The sequence below is a fragment of the Streptomyces sp. NPDC001156 genome (assembly GCF_053598275.1).
In genome coordinates, this window is sequence record NZ_JBSFJX010000200.1 from 1 (window position 1) to 14,179 (window position 14,179).

At 68.6% G+C, this 14,179-nt stretch carries 13 protein-coding genes and 4 pseudogenes; 5 read left to right on the top strand and 12 right to left on the bottom strand.

Going from position 1 to position 14,179, the window contains the following annotated elements; all coding sequences use genetic code 11:
• Nucleotides 1-149 precede the first annotated feature (149 nt).
• The 5 genes from ACWDA7_RS42590 to ACWDA7_RS42610 all read right to left on the bottom strand — a co-directional run bounded on the left by ACWDA7_RS42590 (nt 150) and on the right by ACWDA7_RS42610 (nt 3,902).
• On the bottom strand, nt 150-323 hold the full coding sequence (locus ACWDA7_RS42590; RefSeq protein ID WP_450612191.1) for a hypothetical protein: 174 nt from the start codon (nt 321-323) through the stop codon (nt 150-152).
• Between the two features lie 242 nt (nt 324-565).
• Complete coding sequence (locus tag ACWDA7_RS42595) at nt 566-1,786, bottom strand: MFS transporter (protein ID WP_450612192.1); 1,221 nt, start codon at nt 1,784-1,786, stop codon at nt 566-568.
• 389 nt (nt 1,787-2,175) lie between these two features.
• A complete protein-coding gene (locus ACWDA7_RS42600; RefSeq protein WP_450612194.1) occupies nt 2,176-3,102 on the bottom strand; it encodes an alcohol dehydrogenase catalytic domain-containing protein in 927 nt (308 codons plus the stop codon).
• A gap of 2 nt (nt 3,103-3,104) precedes the next feature.
• Nucleotides 3,105-3,296 (bottom strand): hypothetical protein, encoded by a 192-nt coding sequence (locus ACWDA7_RS42605; RefSeq protein WP_450612196.1) that lies wholly within the window; start codon nt 3,294-3,296, stop codon nt 3,105-3,107.
• A gap of 132 nt (nt 3,297-3,428) precedes the next feature.
• Nucleotides 3,429-3,902 carry a hypothetical protein gene (locus ACWDA7_RS42610; RefSeq protein WP_450612211.1) on the bottom strand — a complete coding sequence of 158 codons (474 nt, stop codon included), beginning with the start codon at nt 3,900-3,902 and terminating at the stop codon, nt 3,429-3,431.
• On the opposite strand from ACWDA7_RS42610, the gene ACWDA7_RS42615 reads away from it, so the two are divergent.
• Nucleotides 3,842-4,513: a DinB/UmuC family translesion DNA polymerase gene (locus ACWDA7_RS42615; protein WP_450612198.1), complete on the top strand. Its 672-nt coding sequence runs from the start codon at nt 3,842-3,844 to the stop codon at nt 4,511-4,513. The two genes, ACWDA7_RS42610 and ACWDA7_RS42615, sit on opposite strands and share 61 nt — an antisense overlap.
• Nucleotides 4,514-4,525: 12 nt before the next feature.
• Nucleotides 4,526-5,314, top strand: a complete 789-nt coding sequence (locus tag ACWDA7_RS42620) for an LLM class flavin-dependent oxidoreductase (protein WP_450612200.1) — start codon at nt 4,526-4,528, stop codon at nt 5,312-5,314.
• Nucleotides 5,315-5,335: 21 nt separating this feature from the next.
• Here the strand turns inward: ACWDA7_RS42620 and ACWDA7_RS42625 are convergent.
• The 4 genes and pseudogenes from ACWDA7_RS42625 to ACWDA7_RS42640 all read right to left on the bottom strand — a co-directional run.
• Nucleotides 5,336-5,473: pseudogene (locus ACWDA7_RS42625) on the bottom strand (IS5 family transposase); the annotation flags it as partial.
• Nucleotides 5,474-6,146: 673 nt separating this feature from the next.
• Nucleotides 6,147-6,332, bottom strand: coding sequence for a hypothetical protein (locus ACWDA7_RS42630; protein WP_450612202.1), 186 nt, complete (start codon nt 6,330-6,332; stop codon nt 6,147-6,149).
• A gap of 371 nt (nt 6,333-6,703) precedes the next feature.
• Nucleotides 6,704-7,313, bottom strand: a pseudogene (locus tag ACWDA7_RS42635) (NADP-dependent oxidoreductase); the annotation flags it as partial.
• Nucleotides 7,304-7,849, bottom strand: a pseudogene (locus ACWDA7_RS42640) (TetR/AcrR family transcriptional regulator); the annotation flags it as partial. The pseudogenes ACWDA7_RS42635 and ACWDA7_RS42640, both read right to left, overlap by 10 nt.
• A 75-nt stretch (nt 7,850-7,924) precedes the next feature.
• Here ACWDA7_RS42640 and ACWDA7_RS42645 point away from each other — a divergent pair.
• The 3 genes from ACWDA7_RS42645 to ACWDA7_RS42655 all read left to right on the top strand — a co-directional run bounded on the left by ACWDA7_RS42645 (nt 7,925) and on the right by ACWDA7_RS42655 (nt 11,045).
• Entirely contained in the window at nt 7,925-8,101 is a 177-nt protein-coding gene (locus tag ACWDA7_RS42645; RefSeq protein WP_450612212.1) for a hypothetical protein, read from the top strand.
• A 369-nt stretch (nt 8,102-8,470) separates the two neighbouring features.
• Nucleotides 8,471-9,691 carry an IS110 family transposase gene (locus ACWDA7_RS42650; protein ID WP_450612204.1) on the top strand — a complete coding sequence of 407 codons (1,221 nt, stop codon included), beginning with the start codon at nt 8,471-8,473 and terminating at the stop codon, nt 9,689-9,691.
• A 127-nt stretch (nt 9,692-9,818) separates the two neighbouring features.
• Nucleotides 9,819-11,045: an IS110 family transposase gene (locus ACWDA7_RS42655; RefSeq protein ID WP_450612206.1), complete on the top strand. Its 1,227-nt coding sequence runs from the start codon at nt 9,819-9,821 to the stop codon at nt 11,043-11,045.
• A gap of 554 nt (nt 11,046-11,599) precedes the next feature.
• Here ACWDA7_RS42655 and ACWDA7_RS42660 read toward each other — a convergent pair.
• The 3 genes and pseudogenes from ACWDA7_RS42660 to ACWDA7_RS42670 all read right to left on the bottom strand — a co-directional run bounded on the left by ACWDA7_RS42660 (nt 11,600) and on the right by ACWDA7_RS42670 (nt 13,493).
• Complete coding sequence (locus ACWDA7_RS42660; protein ID WP_450612208.1) at nt 11,600-12,025, bottom strand: hypothetical protein; 426 nt, start codon at nt 12,023-12,025, stop codon at nt 11,600-11,602.
• 191 nt (nt 12,026-12,216) lie between these two features.
• Nucleotides 12,217-12,324 (bottom strand): annotated as a pseudogene (locus ACWDA7_RS42665) (IS5/IS1182 family transposase); the annotation flags it as partial.
• Between the two features lie 176 nt (nt 12,325-12,500).
• Nucleotides 12,501-13,493, bottom strand: coding sequence for an MBL fold metallo-hydrolase (locus ACWDA7_RS42670; RefSeq protein ID WP_450612209.1), 993 nt, complete (start codon nt 13,491-13,493; stop codon nt 12,501-12,503).
• Nucleotides 13,494-14,179: the final 686 nt, after the last annotated feature.

Here is a 14,179-nt window from a genome sequence, read left to right on the forward strand (position 1 = left end):
CGCCAGAACCCCGCAAGCCCGCACGGGGCCGCCGCAACCGCCCCCCTGGGTCGCAGCAACAGAGCCGCTTGCTCGTTACTAACCCACGCTCCTAGCTGTTCTGGTGAGGCAGAGGGCTTTCTTCTCTTCATCGGTGCCGCGCGGAGGCGTCAGGTCCGCTGCTGGATCAGCACGGGCTCGCACGTCTTCGTGCACCAGACACCGCGGCAGAGGCGCCCGGTGCGCTCGGCACGGGATCGTTCCTGCTCCAAGCGGCCGGGCTGCAGGGCGAAGGCCTGCAGCCCTGGTGCGGGTGCCGTGGAAGGTGGCGTGCGGTCCGTCATGCGCTCACTCCTTCCAATGGGCGAGTTGAGGCGGAGGCGCAGGTGGCCCAGCGGCCGTCACCGTCGGGGCTGGCGCCGCGGGGTGTGGGCCCGGTGCAGCAGCGGCACCGCGGCCAGTTAAGGCAGACCGGACAGAGGATCTCGCCATAGGGACGCGCAAGGGCAGTTTGGCTTTCACCGCACCACACGCCGCGTAGGTCTTGAAGGAGGGGAACCAGCGGTCCGCGACCACGGGGGTCGGCCTAACCGCCAAGGGCGCTGACGGTCTGTAGGGGCGCGGAGAGGGTCTCCAGTCGCCGCAGGCTGGCCCGTCGCTGCACCAGGCTCAGCCCGGTGACAGCCGCGCCGAGCGCCAGCCAGCCCGCCGGACCGGCCGTCATCACCACCCCGGTCAGCAGCAGTGGACCCACCGACTTCTGTACCGACTGAGACATTCCGGCCAGTCCGAGGTAGGAAGCCCTGGCACGCGGCGGCGCCAGGCTCACCGCCAGCTCCCAGGAACTCACCGAGCGCATCAGTTCGGCCAGGGTGACCAGCATCGCGGCTGCCAGCATGGCCAATGAGGCCGACCAGGCCCCACCGCCGGTGGCGGTCGCCAGTAGCAGGCAGCAGGCGGGCAGGGCCATGCCGTACCAGCCCACTGCTGCAGCCGCCGCCCTGCGCGGGCCTTCGGCCCGTGCTGAGACCTCAAGTTGCAACACCACCACGAGCACGGTGTTGATCACCAGGAAGGCGGGGACGAGCGCGTGCGGAGCTCTGGTGTGGTGCACCAGCCACAGCGGCAGGCCGACGTTGAGAACCGAGTCGTCCAGGTTCATCGGGATGTCGAGCAGGACGAAGAGCAAATAGCCACGGTCCCACCACGGACTGAGGGAGTATGGCGGTCCGTCAGTGGTACTGGTGTCGCCCGGTGCCACGACCAGGCCGTGGCCGACCGGCTCCCGGGTCCGACAGACCAGTGCGGCGGCCAGTATGAAGGAGAGTGCGTTGGCCAGGATCAGCGCGCGGTAGGCGTTCGTGGTGCCCACGCTGAGGCCGAGTGCGGCGATGCCCGCGCCGACCGCGTATCCAGCGTTGGCCACGCTGCGGAACAGCGCCTGGTAGGTGGTTCGCTGCTCGCCCGCGACCCTGGTAGCGAAGAGCATCTCCAGTGTCTTGGCCGCCCGCTCCCCCAGGCAGGTAAGGGCTACCACAGGCAGCAAGGTGGCCAATTTGTCCGCGACCAGCAGCAGACCCGTGGTGCCCACTCGCAGCAGATGACAGCCTATCAGCAGGCCACGCACTGGCAGCCGTTCGGCGGTCCGCCCCGCCAGCGGTGACCCGGCTATCCCCGCGACTGCTCCAACCCCCAGCAGCAGTCCGAGGTGGCGCGCGTCCAGTTGGCTTACGAAGGTGAAGTACAGCACAGAAGCCGCGGCCCACACCCCCGTCCCGGTCCGGTCCACGCACTGCGCAAGCAGCATGGTCCGCGCGTCCCGCCCACCAGGCGGCTGCCGCAGTTGCGCTATCAGCCCATCCCCCGCCCATCGCATGGCAGGCCTCCGTTCCACCGGCACTAATCTCGATATCAAGATACTTGATATCGAGAGACCTTACAGTCCGTGCGGCGCGAACGAAGTGGCCGCGTTATCGCGGGTGAGTGATCGCCAAGGACCGACGCGCCCGTCCAGCGTTGCTCGGGACCGCACGACCGCACACGGGCGCACTATCGCCCCACCCGGCCGAGTCCATTCATGGGCCCGCGCTCGGCCAGCGGCAGACTGCGACAGGGCACAGCCGGGTCACCACTCGGTACTGCCGGGACTCGGCCCCGCCATCCACCCAGGTGTTGTCGACCTGCATCACACCAGCATTAGTGATGACTCTTATGGCTTGCAGGGCGCAGTACGCCCTTCACGAATCCGGACGGTCGTTCGTGGAGCAGCGCGAAACCCTCGGCGAGGTCGTCGAGCGCCACCTCGTGGGTGAGCAGCGGCTCAAGGGTGAGGCGGCGCTCGGCGGCGAAGCGCAGGCCTTCGCGCAGTGCCGCCAGCTGCCGATGGCGCTGCGGCGTGAAGCCGTTGACGACGGCGACCCCGCGGTGCCACAGCTCGATGTCCATCTCCCGCGCCGCTGTGGTGGTATTCGCCGACGCACAACGTGCCGTGCGGGCGTTCGAGTTGAGCGGCCTGCCGGAGTCCGGCCGCCGTTCCGGTGAACTCGAGGACGACGTCGTATGTGTCGGGGCCGGGCTCCTGCGGCGCGTGTGCTCGTCCGCTCCGAGGTCGCCGGACAGGGCACGGGCGGCAGCCCTCGGCTCCACGCCCACCAGTCGGGCGGGCGCGTGGGCGGCGGCGACCTGGACTGCGATCAGTCCCATGAAGCCGAGCCCGACGGCAGCGACATGCTGCCCGGCCTGCAGCCCGCACCGAGTGACGGCCTCCACGACGCAGGCCACCGGTTCCCCGAGGAACGTGGCGGCGGGCACGTTCCTCGGCAGTGGCAGCAGCTCGGCGGCGCGCACGTGCACCACATCGGCGTAGGCGCCCGACGCCAATCCGGTCACCTGCTCGCCGGCCCGCCAGCCGTGCACACCGGCGCCGACCGCCGTGATCTCGCCGGAGAGTTCATAGCCCAGCCTGAGCGGGCGTGTGCCGTCATGGCCGCTCCAGGCGGCCAGTTCGGAGGTGCAGAGCCCAGAGATGTGGGTGCGCACCGCCACCTCACCCGGACCCGGCTCGGCGTCGGGAATCTCGACAACCACGCTCGTGCGGGGGGCCACGACCTGGGAGTACCGCATGGCTACCGGCCCCTTTCGGCACGGAGCGCGAGGGTGAGGGCGCCCTGGACCGGGGGCGTGTCGAGCAGCACCACCCGCACGTCCGGCAGCCGTTCGCCGAGCGCCCGCCGGAAGGCGGCGAACAGCCGGGGCTGGGTCGTGATCACTTCTCCGCCCGCCACGACGATGTCCGTATGGGCGCCGCGTGCCGCCAACCTGGCGACCAGAGCGGCGAGTTCGCGACCCCCCGGCCTTGATGACGACGGTGGCCTGGGCCGAGCCCCGGTCCGCGGCGGCGAACACCGCGGGGGCGTGCTGTCCCCAGGTCTCCACACCGCCGTCCCAGCTCATGGTGGCCGCGAGTTCGGGCAGGCCTCGGCACGTCGAACGCGGTGAGCAGCGCCTTCTCCAGGAGGTCCGGGGCGCCGCCTTCGTCGGCGTGGCCGGAGGACGGTGCGGGCCGCCTCACGTACCAGGGCCGAGGCGGATCCTGCGTCGCCGAGAACCCAGCCCCAGCCGCCCGCGGCGAGGTATCCGCCGGTGTCGCGGTGGCGTGCGACGGCGATCGCCCCGGTGCCCGCCACCACGCCGACGCCGTGCTCGAACCCGGCTGCGGGGACGAGGAGTTCAGCGTCGTTGACGACGCTGACGGGCACGGACAGCTGGTCCCCGACGGCGGCGGCCAGGCGCGCGCACTGCTCGGGTGTCTCGCAAGCGTGCGCACCGACGGCGATGCGGTCCGCCGTCACCGTGCCCAGGCGTGCCACGAGCCAGTCCGCCGCGTCGAGCAGGGAGCGGGTCTGCCAGCCGGTGCTCGGCACGGTGCGGTCCTCGAGCTGCTGCCCTCGTCACCGCCGGCGGGTGGCCGTTGGTCGTCGAACTCGGGCACCTGCTGCGCCGCCGTGGGCAGGCGGCCCGCGCTCTGACGCTCACGCTGCGGTTTGCCGGCGGACCCTCGTGGGAGGAGTCCCGCCGCCTACCGGAAGCCTCCGCACATGAGAAGGACCTGCGCATCACCGGATGCCGTGGCCGGCGCACCGCCTGGGCTTGTCGGTGCCGAGTGGCATGGTGGAGTCATGCGTTACTCGGTGTGCGTTCCGAACTTCGGGGAGTTCGCGGCGCCGGACGTCTTCGCCGATGTGGCCCGCCGGGCCGAGGAGGCCGGATGGGACGCGCTGCTGGTATGGGATCACCAAATGTCTCCGAGGACGCCCCGGCCTTCAGGCCGGGGAGGAATCGGACCCCTGCGGAGCAGGGCAGGAAACGGGGTTTCGCCCCCGGGGCGAAAGACCGCCCACATGATCGGGTAAGGTGTGCGTGTGCGTGCGTTGCGAGAACCAAGACGGCACGCGCACCTCCAAGCTTTGCCGTACAAAACCGGGCTGGTTTCAACCCGGCTGGTGTTGATCGTGTAAGAGCTGCTGGTCGCTGACCCGCAGCCAACGTGAGCCAGGAATCCCCCTGCTTCAGCTGGGGGAGGATTCAAGTTGTCGAGCAGAAGGACCTGCACCGGGAGATCGCCGATCCGTGGGTCCTGCTCACTGCTGCGGCCCTGGCAACCTGCCGGATCCAGCTGGGTACCGCGATCACACCCGTGGCCAGGCGGCGGCCGGCCAAGCTGGCCAGGGAAGTAACCACCTTGGACCGGCTGACCGGCGGGCGCATGGTCCTCGGCGTCGGGCTGGGTGCTCCCGTGGCCGACGAGTACGGGAGCTTTGGTGACACAACCGAAATCAGGGTGCTCGCCGAGCGCCTGGACGAGGGCCTGGATGCACTGGATCTGCTGTGGTCCGGTGAGTCAGTCACCTACCGGGGCAACCAGGTCACGATCGACGATGTGGTCTTCCGGCCGACCCCGGTGCAGCGTCCGCGGGTGCCGATCTGGGTTGGAGGGTTCTGGCCGAACAAGGCGCCGATGAGGCGGGCGGCACGGTGGGACGGGGCCATTCCGGTCATGGCCGGGGTTGAGGCCGCGCGAGCGCCGGAGGTGAGCGAGGTCCGGGAACTGGTGCTGTTCCTGCGCGCATGCCGGGCGGAGAACGGACTCGCGGACAGGCCGTTCGACGTCGTCGTCGGCGGCATGAGTTCCGCCGGAACTGCGGGTCGTGACCTTGTCGGCCCGCTGGCCGATCTCGGGATCACGTGGTGGGATGAGCGGATGCCCTGGGGTGATGGCCTGGAACGTAGCGAGCCGATCCTGCTCCGGATCGAGCAGGGCCCGCCGCGCGTCTAACAGGCGGCTCGGCCGCCACTTGATGCCGTTGCCCACGAGGTAGCGCACCGCGTCGATCATCTGCCGATGGCGGTAGCCCTCCGGCCGCCCACCCCGGCCCACCAGCCATCCCGGAACCGGCAGCCGATCCCGCACCGATGCCCACTCGGCATCGGTCATGTCCGAGCCGTACCGGGACCGCTGCTCCGGCCGGTCGGCCGCGTTCCCGAACCGATGGGCGAGACTGTCACACCCACGAGTGGACGAACTGCTCAACGTAGACCGACGCTGACAAGCGTCGACGGTTCGATCACAGGTCAGCACCCGGGAGGATTGCAATGCCCGAGGTCAACGCGACCGCTGGTCACTTCTTCGGCTTCTGAACTCATGGACCGCCGGGCATTGAGTACACGACGACGTCGTGGCTGTTGCGTTGCAGAAGAAGGCTGGCGGGACACTCCGAGCCGTTGTCCCAGCTCTGCCCATAAACCTGCCTGCCAGCCAGCTCCACGACGAAAGCAGGAGTGATTGAGCAGCTGTGCCTCAACGCGCCACACGCCATCCAGCCTGGCATCACCAGGTGACATCAACGACGCCTTACATAGGCGGCTCTGAGCGACCGAACACACGGGACGAACGCCTGGCCCTGTCGACCCGACAGACCATCACGCAGTGATGAGTCCCGGAAACGACGAAGCCCCTGGACATGACGCCAGGGGCCTGGGGCACGGGCAGGCTGCCTTTCACTCGTACTCGCGAAGCAGATCCTCGATACGTCGGCCGCCGGACACCAAGTCCCTTACGCCGATGAGTCGCCCACCCCGCAGGGGGGCGGCGCATCACGATGCTGTGGTTACAGCGACCGCTCTATCTTCTGCTCCTCGACCTGCTCTTCCGCTTTGGTCTTCTCGTCGCGGACGGTGTACCTCGCCTGGGGCGACTCGCCCTGGATACGCCGGATCTCTCCGGTGTGCCTCTGGTTGTCCTGCCCCTGGTACTCCACACGATCGCCCTTGTTGAACTGCGGCACTGTCTTCACCTTTCGAAGTTGACTTGCACGGGTTCGCCTGTCTGAAGTGCGAAACCCGCCGCGCATCCGCTCTGAGCGCGGGGCGCAGTGTCATGACACCGCGACTCATCCGCCGCAGCGACCGCTATGGACCGAACGGGTAACACCATCCACGTTTGCTGGCTTGCGCTGCTCAAAATGGCCAACCGTAGCTGACAATCAGCCACTCACCTGCGACGTTCTCGCTACGACTGGCCGTCTATCGCTGACGATCACAGCAACGTGGCCGTACTAGGGCGTAGCTCCAGGCCACAAACAGGGTGCTGGCGAGATCGCCGCCGCTCGCGACACCGGTGGAGACGGACCCCGCGGACTCAAGCCGGCCACCTCGCCGTAATGGCCGCGCGGGGGCCCGCCGAGCGAGACAGGTGCACTCCGTACTTGGCCGCGTTCAGGTCGGCGACGGTCACCACCCGGTCCGGGCCTTCGGTGAGGTTGATCAGGTCGGGCAGCGAGCCTGAGCCGGCGCAGTCCAGGACGGCGTCGACTCCGTCCGGTGCCAGGACGATGACCCGTTCGCCCACTCCGGGGCCGTAGGTGGTCGGTGTCACCCCGAGTCCCGCGAGGAACTGGTGGTTGCGTGCGCTCGCAGTACCGATCGCAGTGGCGCCGCCGGCCGCAGCGAGCTGGACGGTAACCGTGCCGACCCCGCCGGCCGCGCCCTCGATCAGCGGGGCCGTGCCGGCGCCGTCCTTCAGCCGGTCGAGCGCAGGTGTGGCGGCGTCGATGTTCGCTGCCGCTCGGCCTGCTCCCAGTTCAGCGCGTCCAGCTTCGGCGCCCAGGCTGCAGGACGGCGTACTCGGCGTTCGCGCCTCCGAGTTCGGCGAGATCGCCGATGGTGAACACCTCGTCGCCCGCCTGAACACCGGTGGCCCCGGGGCCGACCTCGTCGATCACACGCGCGGCATCCACGCTGAGCACGTGGGGCAGCCGCACCGGCATCATGGCGCGCTCTCAGCGTCGCTGCTCCCTGCGCTCGTCACAATCGCGCTCACGACAACAGTGAAGAGGTGATCGGCGCGTGGCGCGAGCGAGGGTTGATCGCTGAGCCACGCGAGCGACCCGGCCAGCGCAAACAGGTCGGTGCCGTCGATGTCGGTTCGCGCCATGCCCTCAGCCTGAGCTCGAGCGAGGAGCCGCGTGCCGGCCGCGCGCATCGTGACGCACGAAGAATGGAGTGCAGACTCAGTGTCCTCAATGGCGGCCGTCATCAGCGCCACTACGTCCCGATACTCATGTGCGCACGCGACGAAGTCGCGTAGCCACGAAACGAGGGCGTCTTCGGGCGAGTTCGACGTTTCGAGCTCGCTTGCCCTTTCGGTCAGCTCGTCGAAGCTCGTGCAGAGCAAGGCGTCGAGCAGCGCCTCGCGCGGGAAGTGACGGAGCAGCGTCGCGAGCCCGACGCCGGCCCTGCGTGCGATGTCGCGCAGTGATACGTCGATGCCTTGCTCGGTGATGGCGCTACCCGCGACTGCGAGTAGGTCGTCGGTCTGGACAGCGCTGTATGAAGCGCAGCGACTGGTGCGCGTGAGTGGCCCTGCAGGACAGGCACAAGGAGAGCAATGTGGTACGTACGTCTCGGGGTAGTGGCGGAGCCCGCCGGGGAGACCGGGATGGCCGCGACGCCGAGCACAGTGAAGCAGGTGACAGCGCTCAGGTACGAGGTCGTGGTGGTGAAGGGCACGGGCAGCGCCGCGTCGTTCGCGGCCCCCATGCAGAACGCCCACGCCCCCGCCTAATGGGACTTGCCGGGTCGGAGAGACTCGGTGCCGTAGCCGCCAGCAGGTGAGCACTCTCCCCGCCGGAGCCGTTCGAGCTCTGTGGTCAGACCGTGCCCCTGCTGGTCGGCCGGGAGGCCAGACCGCTCATTAGGCGACCATCGTTCCTGCAGCCCTCACCGGTAGGGTTGTGACCTCTCGGTCCCGGTGGGTGCATGGCCAAGACTGCGAGCCGTTCGACGGCCACCATGAGTGACGCCAGCCCCGCCGGGCCGAGGCCGTCTGATCGGCTTCAGGGACACGCCCCGCAGAGGGCCGATTAATGAGCTCCCGGCAGACGACCTCACCACCGAGCAGGTGCTCCCGGAACGGCAGTGGAGTACGTACCTCGTGTTCATCGGATGGGACTGGGCGACCGAGACCCATGACGTGACGGTCATGGATGACACCGGCAAGCGCATCGATCGGTGGGAACTCGCCCACACCGAAGAAGGGTTCGCCAAGACCCTAGCCCGCCTGCGCAAGCACGGCGCCCCCGCCGATCTCCCCGTCGCCATCGAGACCACCCGCGGCCTGGCCGTCGACCGGCTGCTGGCCGCCGGCCACCCCATCGTGCCGGTCCACCCCAATGCCTTCCACGCCATGCGAGCACGCTGGGGCGCCTCCAAGGCCAAGACCGACGCGGGCGACAGCATGAAACTCGCCGACTACTTGCGCACCGACGGACACATGCTGCCCCGGCTGGAGCCCACCGAGCAGGCCACTCTCGGCTTGCAGGCTCTCACCCGGCAACGCGCTGATCATGTCGAGGCCAGGGTCGCTGCCGTCAACCAGCTCGTCGCACTGCTGGATGAGCACTGGCCCGGCGGCAAGGTCCTCTTTGCCGACCTGGACAGCGACATCGCCATGGCCTTCCTGGAGAAGTACCCCACCCCGGCCTCAGCCGCCAAACTCACCGCTGGGCGGCTCGAAGCCTGGTGCAAGCGCCACCACTACTCCGGCAGGAAGTCCGGCAGTGTCCTGATCGAGCGTCTGCGCGCCGCCCCGAAGGCAGCGTCCCGCCTCGCCGACGCCGTCGTCGGACAGCTCGTCCGTGCCCAGGTCCAGTTGGTGCAGGGCATACGGGCCACCATCCGAACTCTGGACAGGGCCGTCGCCGAAGCCACCAAGACCCATCCCTACGCGCCGCTGTTCGCCACCATGCCGCGGATCGGCAAGGTGAACCTCGGCCAGATCATCGGCGAGATCGGCCCGATCCTGGAACGCGCCCAGACCTGCGAACAGTTCATCGCCGAGGCCGGTGTCGTCCCCGTCACCCGCGCCTCGGGCAAGTCCCACACGGTCGCCTTCCGCTTCGCGACCAACCGCAGAGCCCGCATCGCCCTGACCACCTTCGCCGACAACAGCCGCCACGGCAGCGACTGGGCCGCGAAGATCTACAACGATGCCCGAGCCCGCAAGAAGCGGCACCCCCACGCCATCCGTATCCTCGCGCGCTCCTGGCTCCGCGTGATATGGGCCTGCTGGCGCGACGGAACCTGCTACGACCCCGCCATCCACCGGGCCAACAACAAGATCAAAATGCCCGCCGAGGAACCGATGCCGGCATAGAGGTTGACTCAGGGAACTCATGGGGTGGCGTGCCCGCCTGGCTGTTGGGCGTGAGCACTGGATCCATTAGGCCGCGCGCCGCCTTCCGCAGGCTGCAGGGAGCGAAGTACCTGACCAGGAGGATGAGTTGCTGCTGATCGGCGATGACTGGGCCGAAGACCACCATGACATCGAGGTCCAGGACGAGGCGGGCCGGAAACTCGCCGCGGCGAGGCTGCCCGAGGGCGTGGAGGGGATCGCGAAGCTGCACGAGCTCCTCGCGAAGCATGGCGGCACGGACCTGGATCCGGCCGCGGTGGTGGTGGGGATCGAGACCGACCGGGGCTCGTGGGTGCAGGCTCTGATCGGCTCCGGCTACCAGGTCTATGCGATCAACCCCCGGCAGGTCGCCCGGTTCAAGGAGAGGTACGGCACGTCCGGCGCCAAGAGCGACAAGGGCGACGCGCACGCGCTCGCGGACATGGTCCGCATCGACCGCGACCAGCTGCGGCCGGTGGCCGGGGACAGCGAACAGGCGCAGGCCATCAAGGTCGTCGCCCGTGCGCACCAGACCCTGATCTGGGAACGCACCCGCACCTTCCAGCGGCTGCGGACCACGCTGCGCGAGTACTTCCCTGCCGCCCTTGACGCCTACGCGGACCTTGAACTGACCAGCACGGACGCTCTGGAACTGCTGATCAAGGCGCCCACCCCCGCGGCCGGGGCGAAGCTGACGCGCACCCAGATCACCGCAGTCCTGGCCCGTCACCGCCGCCGCCACCGCGAGGCGAAGGCGGCCACGATCCAGACCGCCCTACGCCAGCCGCAGCTCGGCCTGCCCGAGCCGGTCACCGCTGCTTACGCGGCCACGGCCACCGCTCACGCACGGCTGATCATCGCGCTGAACGAGCAGATAGCCGCGATGGAAGTGCAGGTGAAGGCGCATTTTCTGGCGCACCCGGACGCTGAGATCTACCTCTCGATGCCCGGCATCGCGGAGATCACCGGCGCCCGGGTGCTCGCCGAGTTCGGAGACGACCCCACCCGCTACGCCTGTGCGAAAGCGCGGAAGAACTACGCCGGCACCAGCCCGATCACCCGGGCCTCCGGCAAGAGCCACACCGTCCAGGCCCGCTTCGTCCGCAACAACCGGCTCGCCGACGCACTGCAGACCCAGGCGTTCTCCGCGCTGCGGGCCTCACCTGGCGCCCGCCGCTATTACGACAAGCAACGAGCCCGCGAGGCCGACTACAACCCCGCCCTGCGCCAGCTCGGCAACCGCCTTGTCGGCATCCTCCACGGCTGCCTCAAGACCCGAACCCTCTACGACGAAGCGACCGCCTGGTCGCACCACGCCCAACCCCAAGCCGCTTGACATCAAACGACATGGGGTGTCTGACCCGTCACCAACGCGCTCCGCACGTCTGCCGTCGTCGGCCGGCCGTAAGCCCCGGGTCGGCCAGCGACCGCAGCGAAACGCCGACCCGGCATCGCTCGAACATATACGTGACCGAGACAGGCTCACGCCCATCTGAGCTTCCATGCAGACTGGAGCGTCGTCGCTCGCGACGTTGTCGTAGGTCGCGATGCACGTCCCACGACGAGGCCCTGCTCGCCTCCGGTGCGACGATCACGGTAGGGCCGAGTCATCGCACCGTCATAAGAAGGCCGAAGCTCGCCACGAGCGGACGGCGCAGACGCACGGGCGAGCGACCGTTCGGCCACCAGCGTCGTCACGTGCGCCGGCTGGGCATCGTGCCCCATCCGCGCCCGATCGTGCGGGAACCGCGGGAAATCACGGTGGCGAGCGGAGTGCACGCAGCAACACGGCCCATGGCCGTCTTGCCTGTTCAGAGGCCGTTCACCTGCGCGGTGGGTGTGGGATTTGAACCCACGGTGGCTCGCGCCACGACGGTTTTCAAGATTGTTTCAGGTATTGGCTCGTCCATGACGCTTCCGCCAACTTCCGACGAAGAGCGGCACTGACAACAGGAGCAGGGCGCCTTCGACGGCCAGGCTGACCAGCCCAAGCGGTTCGGTCCAATTGCCGATGTCGTCGCTGTAGTCGGGCAGTCCCGGCCCCCTGGACAGGATGTAGCCCAGCAAGGGGCCGGCGGCGACCCCGGCTGCCAGCAGCCATCCCAGTCGGACGACGCCGCTGAGGAGCAGCACGGCGGTGACCACGGCCGCGATCTCCAAGACGTGGTAGGCGACGCCGATGTAGTAGGGGTCCCTTGTTGCTGTGATACCGCCTTGGTCGACGACATGGATGGCAGCCACCACGAGGGACAGCAGAGCTCCCGCCCACCTGGCGACCCAGGTAGCTCCCGGCACCGCCGCGGTGTGGTGTGACATGCCCAGGCACCTCTTTCTTCTTCGTCAGCGCCGCTGCGGTGCCGCGATTCCATCCACGCGCTGGCTCCTGAACAGACGGCGCGTCCCTGTATCAGGTCCCAGCATCAGCGGACGCGGGTTGACGTCTCCCCCGACGGTGCAGAGGAGTGACTTTGGGTGAACGTTGGCTGATGCGGCAATAGGGTCCGTCTTCAAACGGTTCTTGCCCAGAGTAGGCACGACGCGAGTGCGACCGCCGCTTCGCAGGAGGTGGCAGTCTTGTCGTATCTGGTGGCGATGCCGCGGAAGCCCTTGAGGCGGTCAGATCCGCGACGGCGGGCGGCGGGCAGAAGTCCTACCTGCGCAAGATCGCGCAAGGAAGGACGCCACCTCGCAGCTTGGTCAACTCAATGGGCAACAGGGTTCTGGGGACACTCAAACCTGGTCGGGTAAGCCGCGGTAGGCGCAGTTCGCTTCTGACGCAGGGGCCCGCACGTCAGGCGGGCGCGCTCTCCAGGTGCAACGAGGTGCCGGACGAGCTTGGTACCCAGGCCGACGGGAGCGCAGCAGCCAGTGCATGCTGCGCACGCCAGCCTGTGCAGTGGCCGGGAACGACTAGGCTCGGCGCGAATTGCGCCAGGGCGGTGATTGTCGGCGGGATGATCGGTTCGAATGCCGGCCCGCTCAGATGCAGTCCGCCGACGAGGGCATGGAGCCGGTCGACCTGGGTGAGGCGGAGGGCGTGTCGAACGATGTTGACCGCGCCGGCGTGGCCGCAGCCGGTCAGCACCACCAGTCCGTGCCCCCGCAGGTTCACGACGAGGGCCTGATCGTCGATGATTTTCGCGTCGTGTGCCCACCGCTCGCCCGTCCACGCCTCATGACTGGGCGGCATGCCCCGTTCGAACTCAGTTGTCCTGTCGACTTCACCAGTGATCAGTACGCTCTCATCGAGGAGCAGGGAGGGTACGCGCCGTTCCACCACGTCGAATCCCTCCTGGCGCAGAGCCTTCTTGCTGACGGTGGGAAACGGCTGGACCTCCGAACCCGGGAGCATCACGCGACGGCGAGTCCACACCTCGGGATGTACGAGCATCGGCATTGTTGAGGCGCGCCGGCGTCCTGCGAGCCCGGCCAGGCCTCCGGCGTGGTCGAAGTGGCCGTGACTGAGCACGACCGCTTGGAGATCGTCGAAGCGCACTCCGAGCCGGTCGGCGTTGACGACCATTCCTGTCGGGGAGAGCCCGGCGTCGAACAGCAGCGAGCTGGTGTGTCCGAGTCGCTTGATCGTGACCAGCGCGGAGAAGCCGTGCTCGGCGACGAGGCCGACGAAGCTCTCGCCCTCCTCGAAGTGCGGCGCCGGCTTGACACCGACGCTGAAGGGAGCACGGCGCGTACGGTCATCGCCGCCCAGCAGAGCGTCGTAGACGTTGTCGACGAGAATCGTGATCTCGACCTCGTCGACCGGTTCAAGATGAATGGGGTCCACCGCGGGCCCGAAGGCGGGACGAGGCGTAGCACTGGCCGCTTCGGCGGCGGTACCTGGAGCAAGACACATGTGAATAGCTTTCTGCCGATTGTTCGGCTGGTTCGTCGCCGATGAGCCGCCCACGACTATTGACGCGGACCTCACCGCTTTGGCCCGATCAGCCGGGTGTGCCGTGGCGGCCGCGAGGGGGCATTGGCATCGCCACAACCACCACAGTGGATTGGAGCGGCGGCGCACGCAGCCGGGACACAGGCCGGACGGGCTGCGCACCAAGGCGGCCGACCGGGCTCTGTCGCTGCTTTCGAGGCCGCCCGGCCCACGGCGATGCTGCGCTGCTCATCGATGCGGGCGGGAATCAGGGGCAGTTGCTCGCGCCGAGACCTACTGCCCGAAGGCCGTCTTGTAGCGTTCGACGAAGGCTCCGGCGGGGCCCTGTGCTGCCGTGTTCTTCCTGCGCAATCGCATCGGATCTGCCCTCACGGGCGGGACCCGGCCGCCTCTATCGGGCGATGCCTTGGTGAGCCTCGCCGAGGTGGGCGAAGCCGGTGCCTATTCCTCCCCGGCCCTCGCGGTCGGGGCGACGACCTCGATCAGTCCGGTCTCGACGTCGTAGACGAGCCCTGTCACAAGGCCTGCGGGCATCCTGGTCTTGAGGACCTCCTTGAGGACCCCGACGTCGAGCCGGA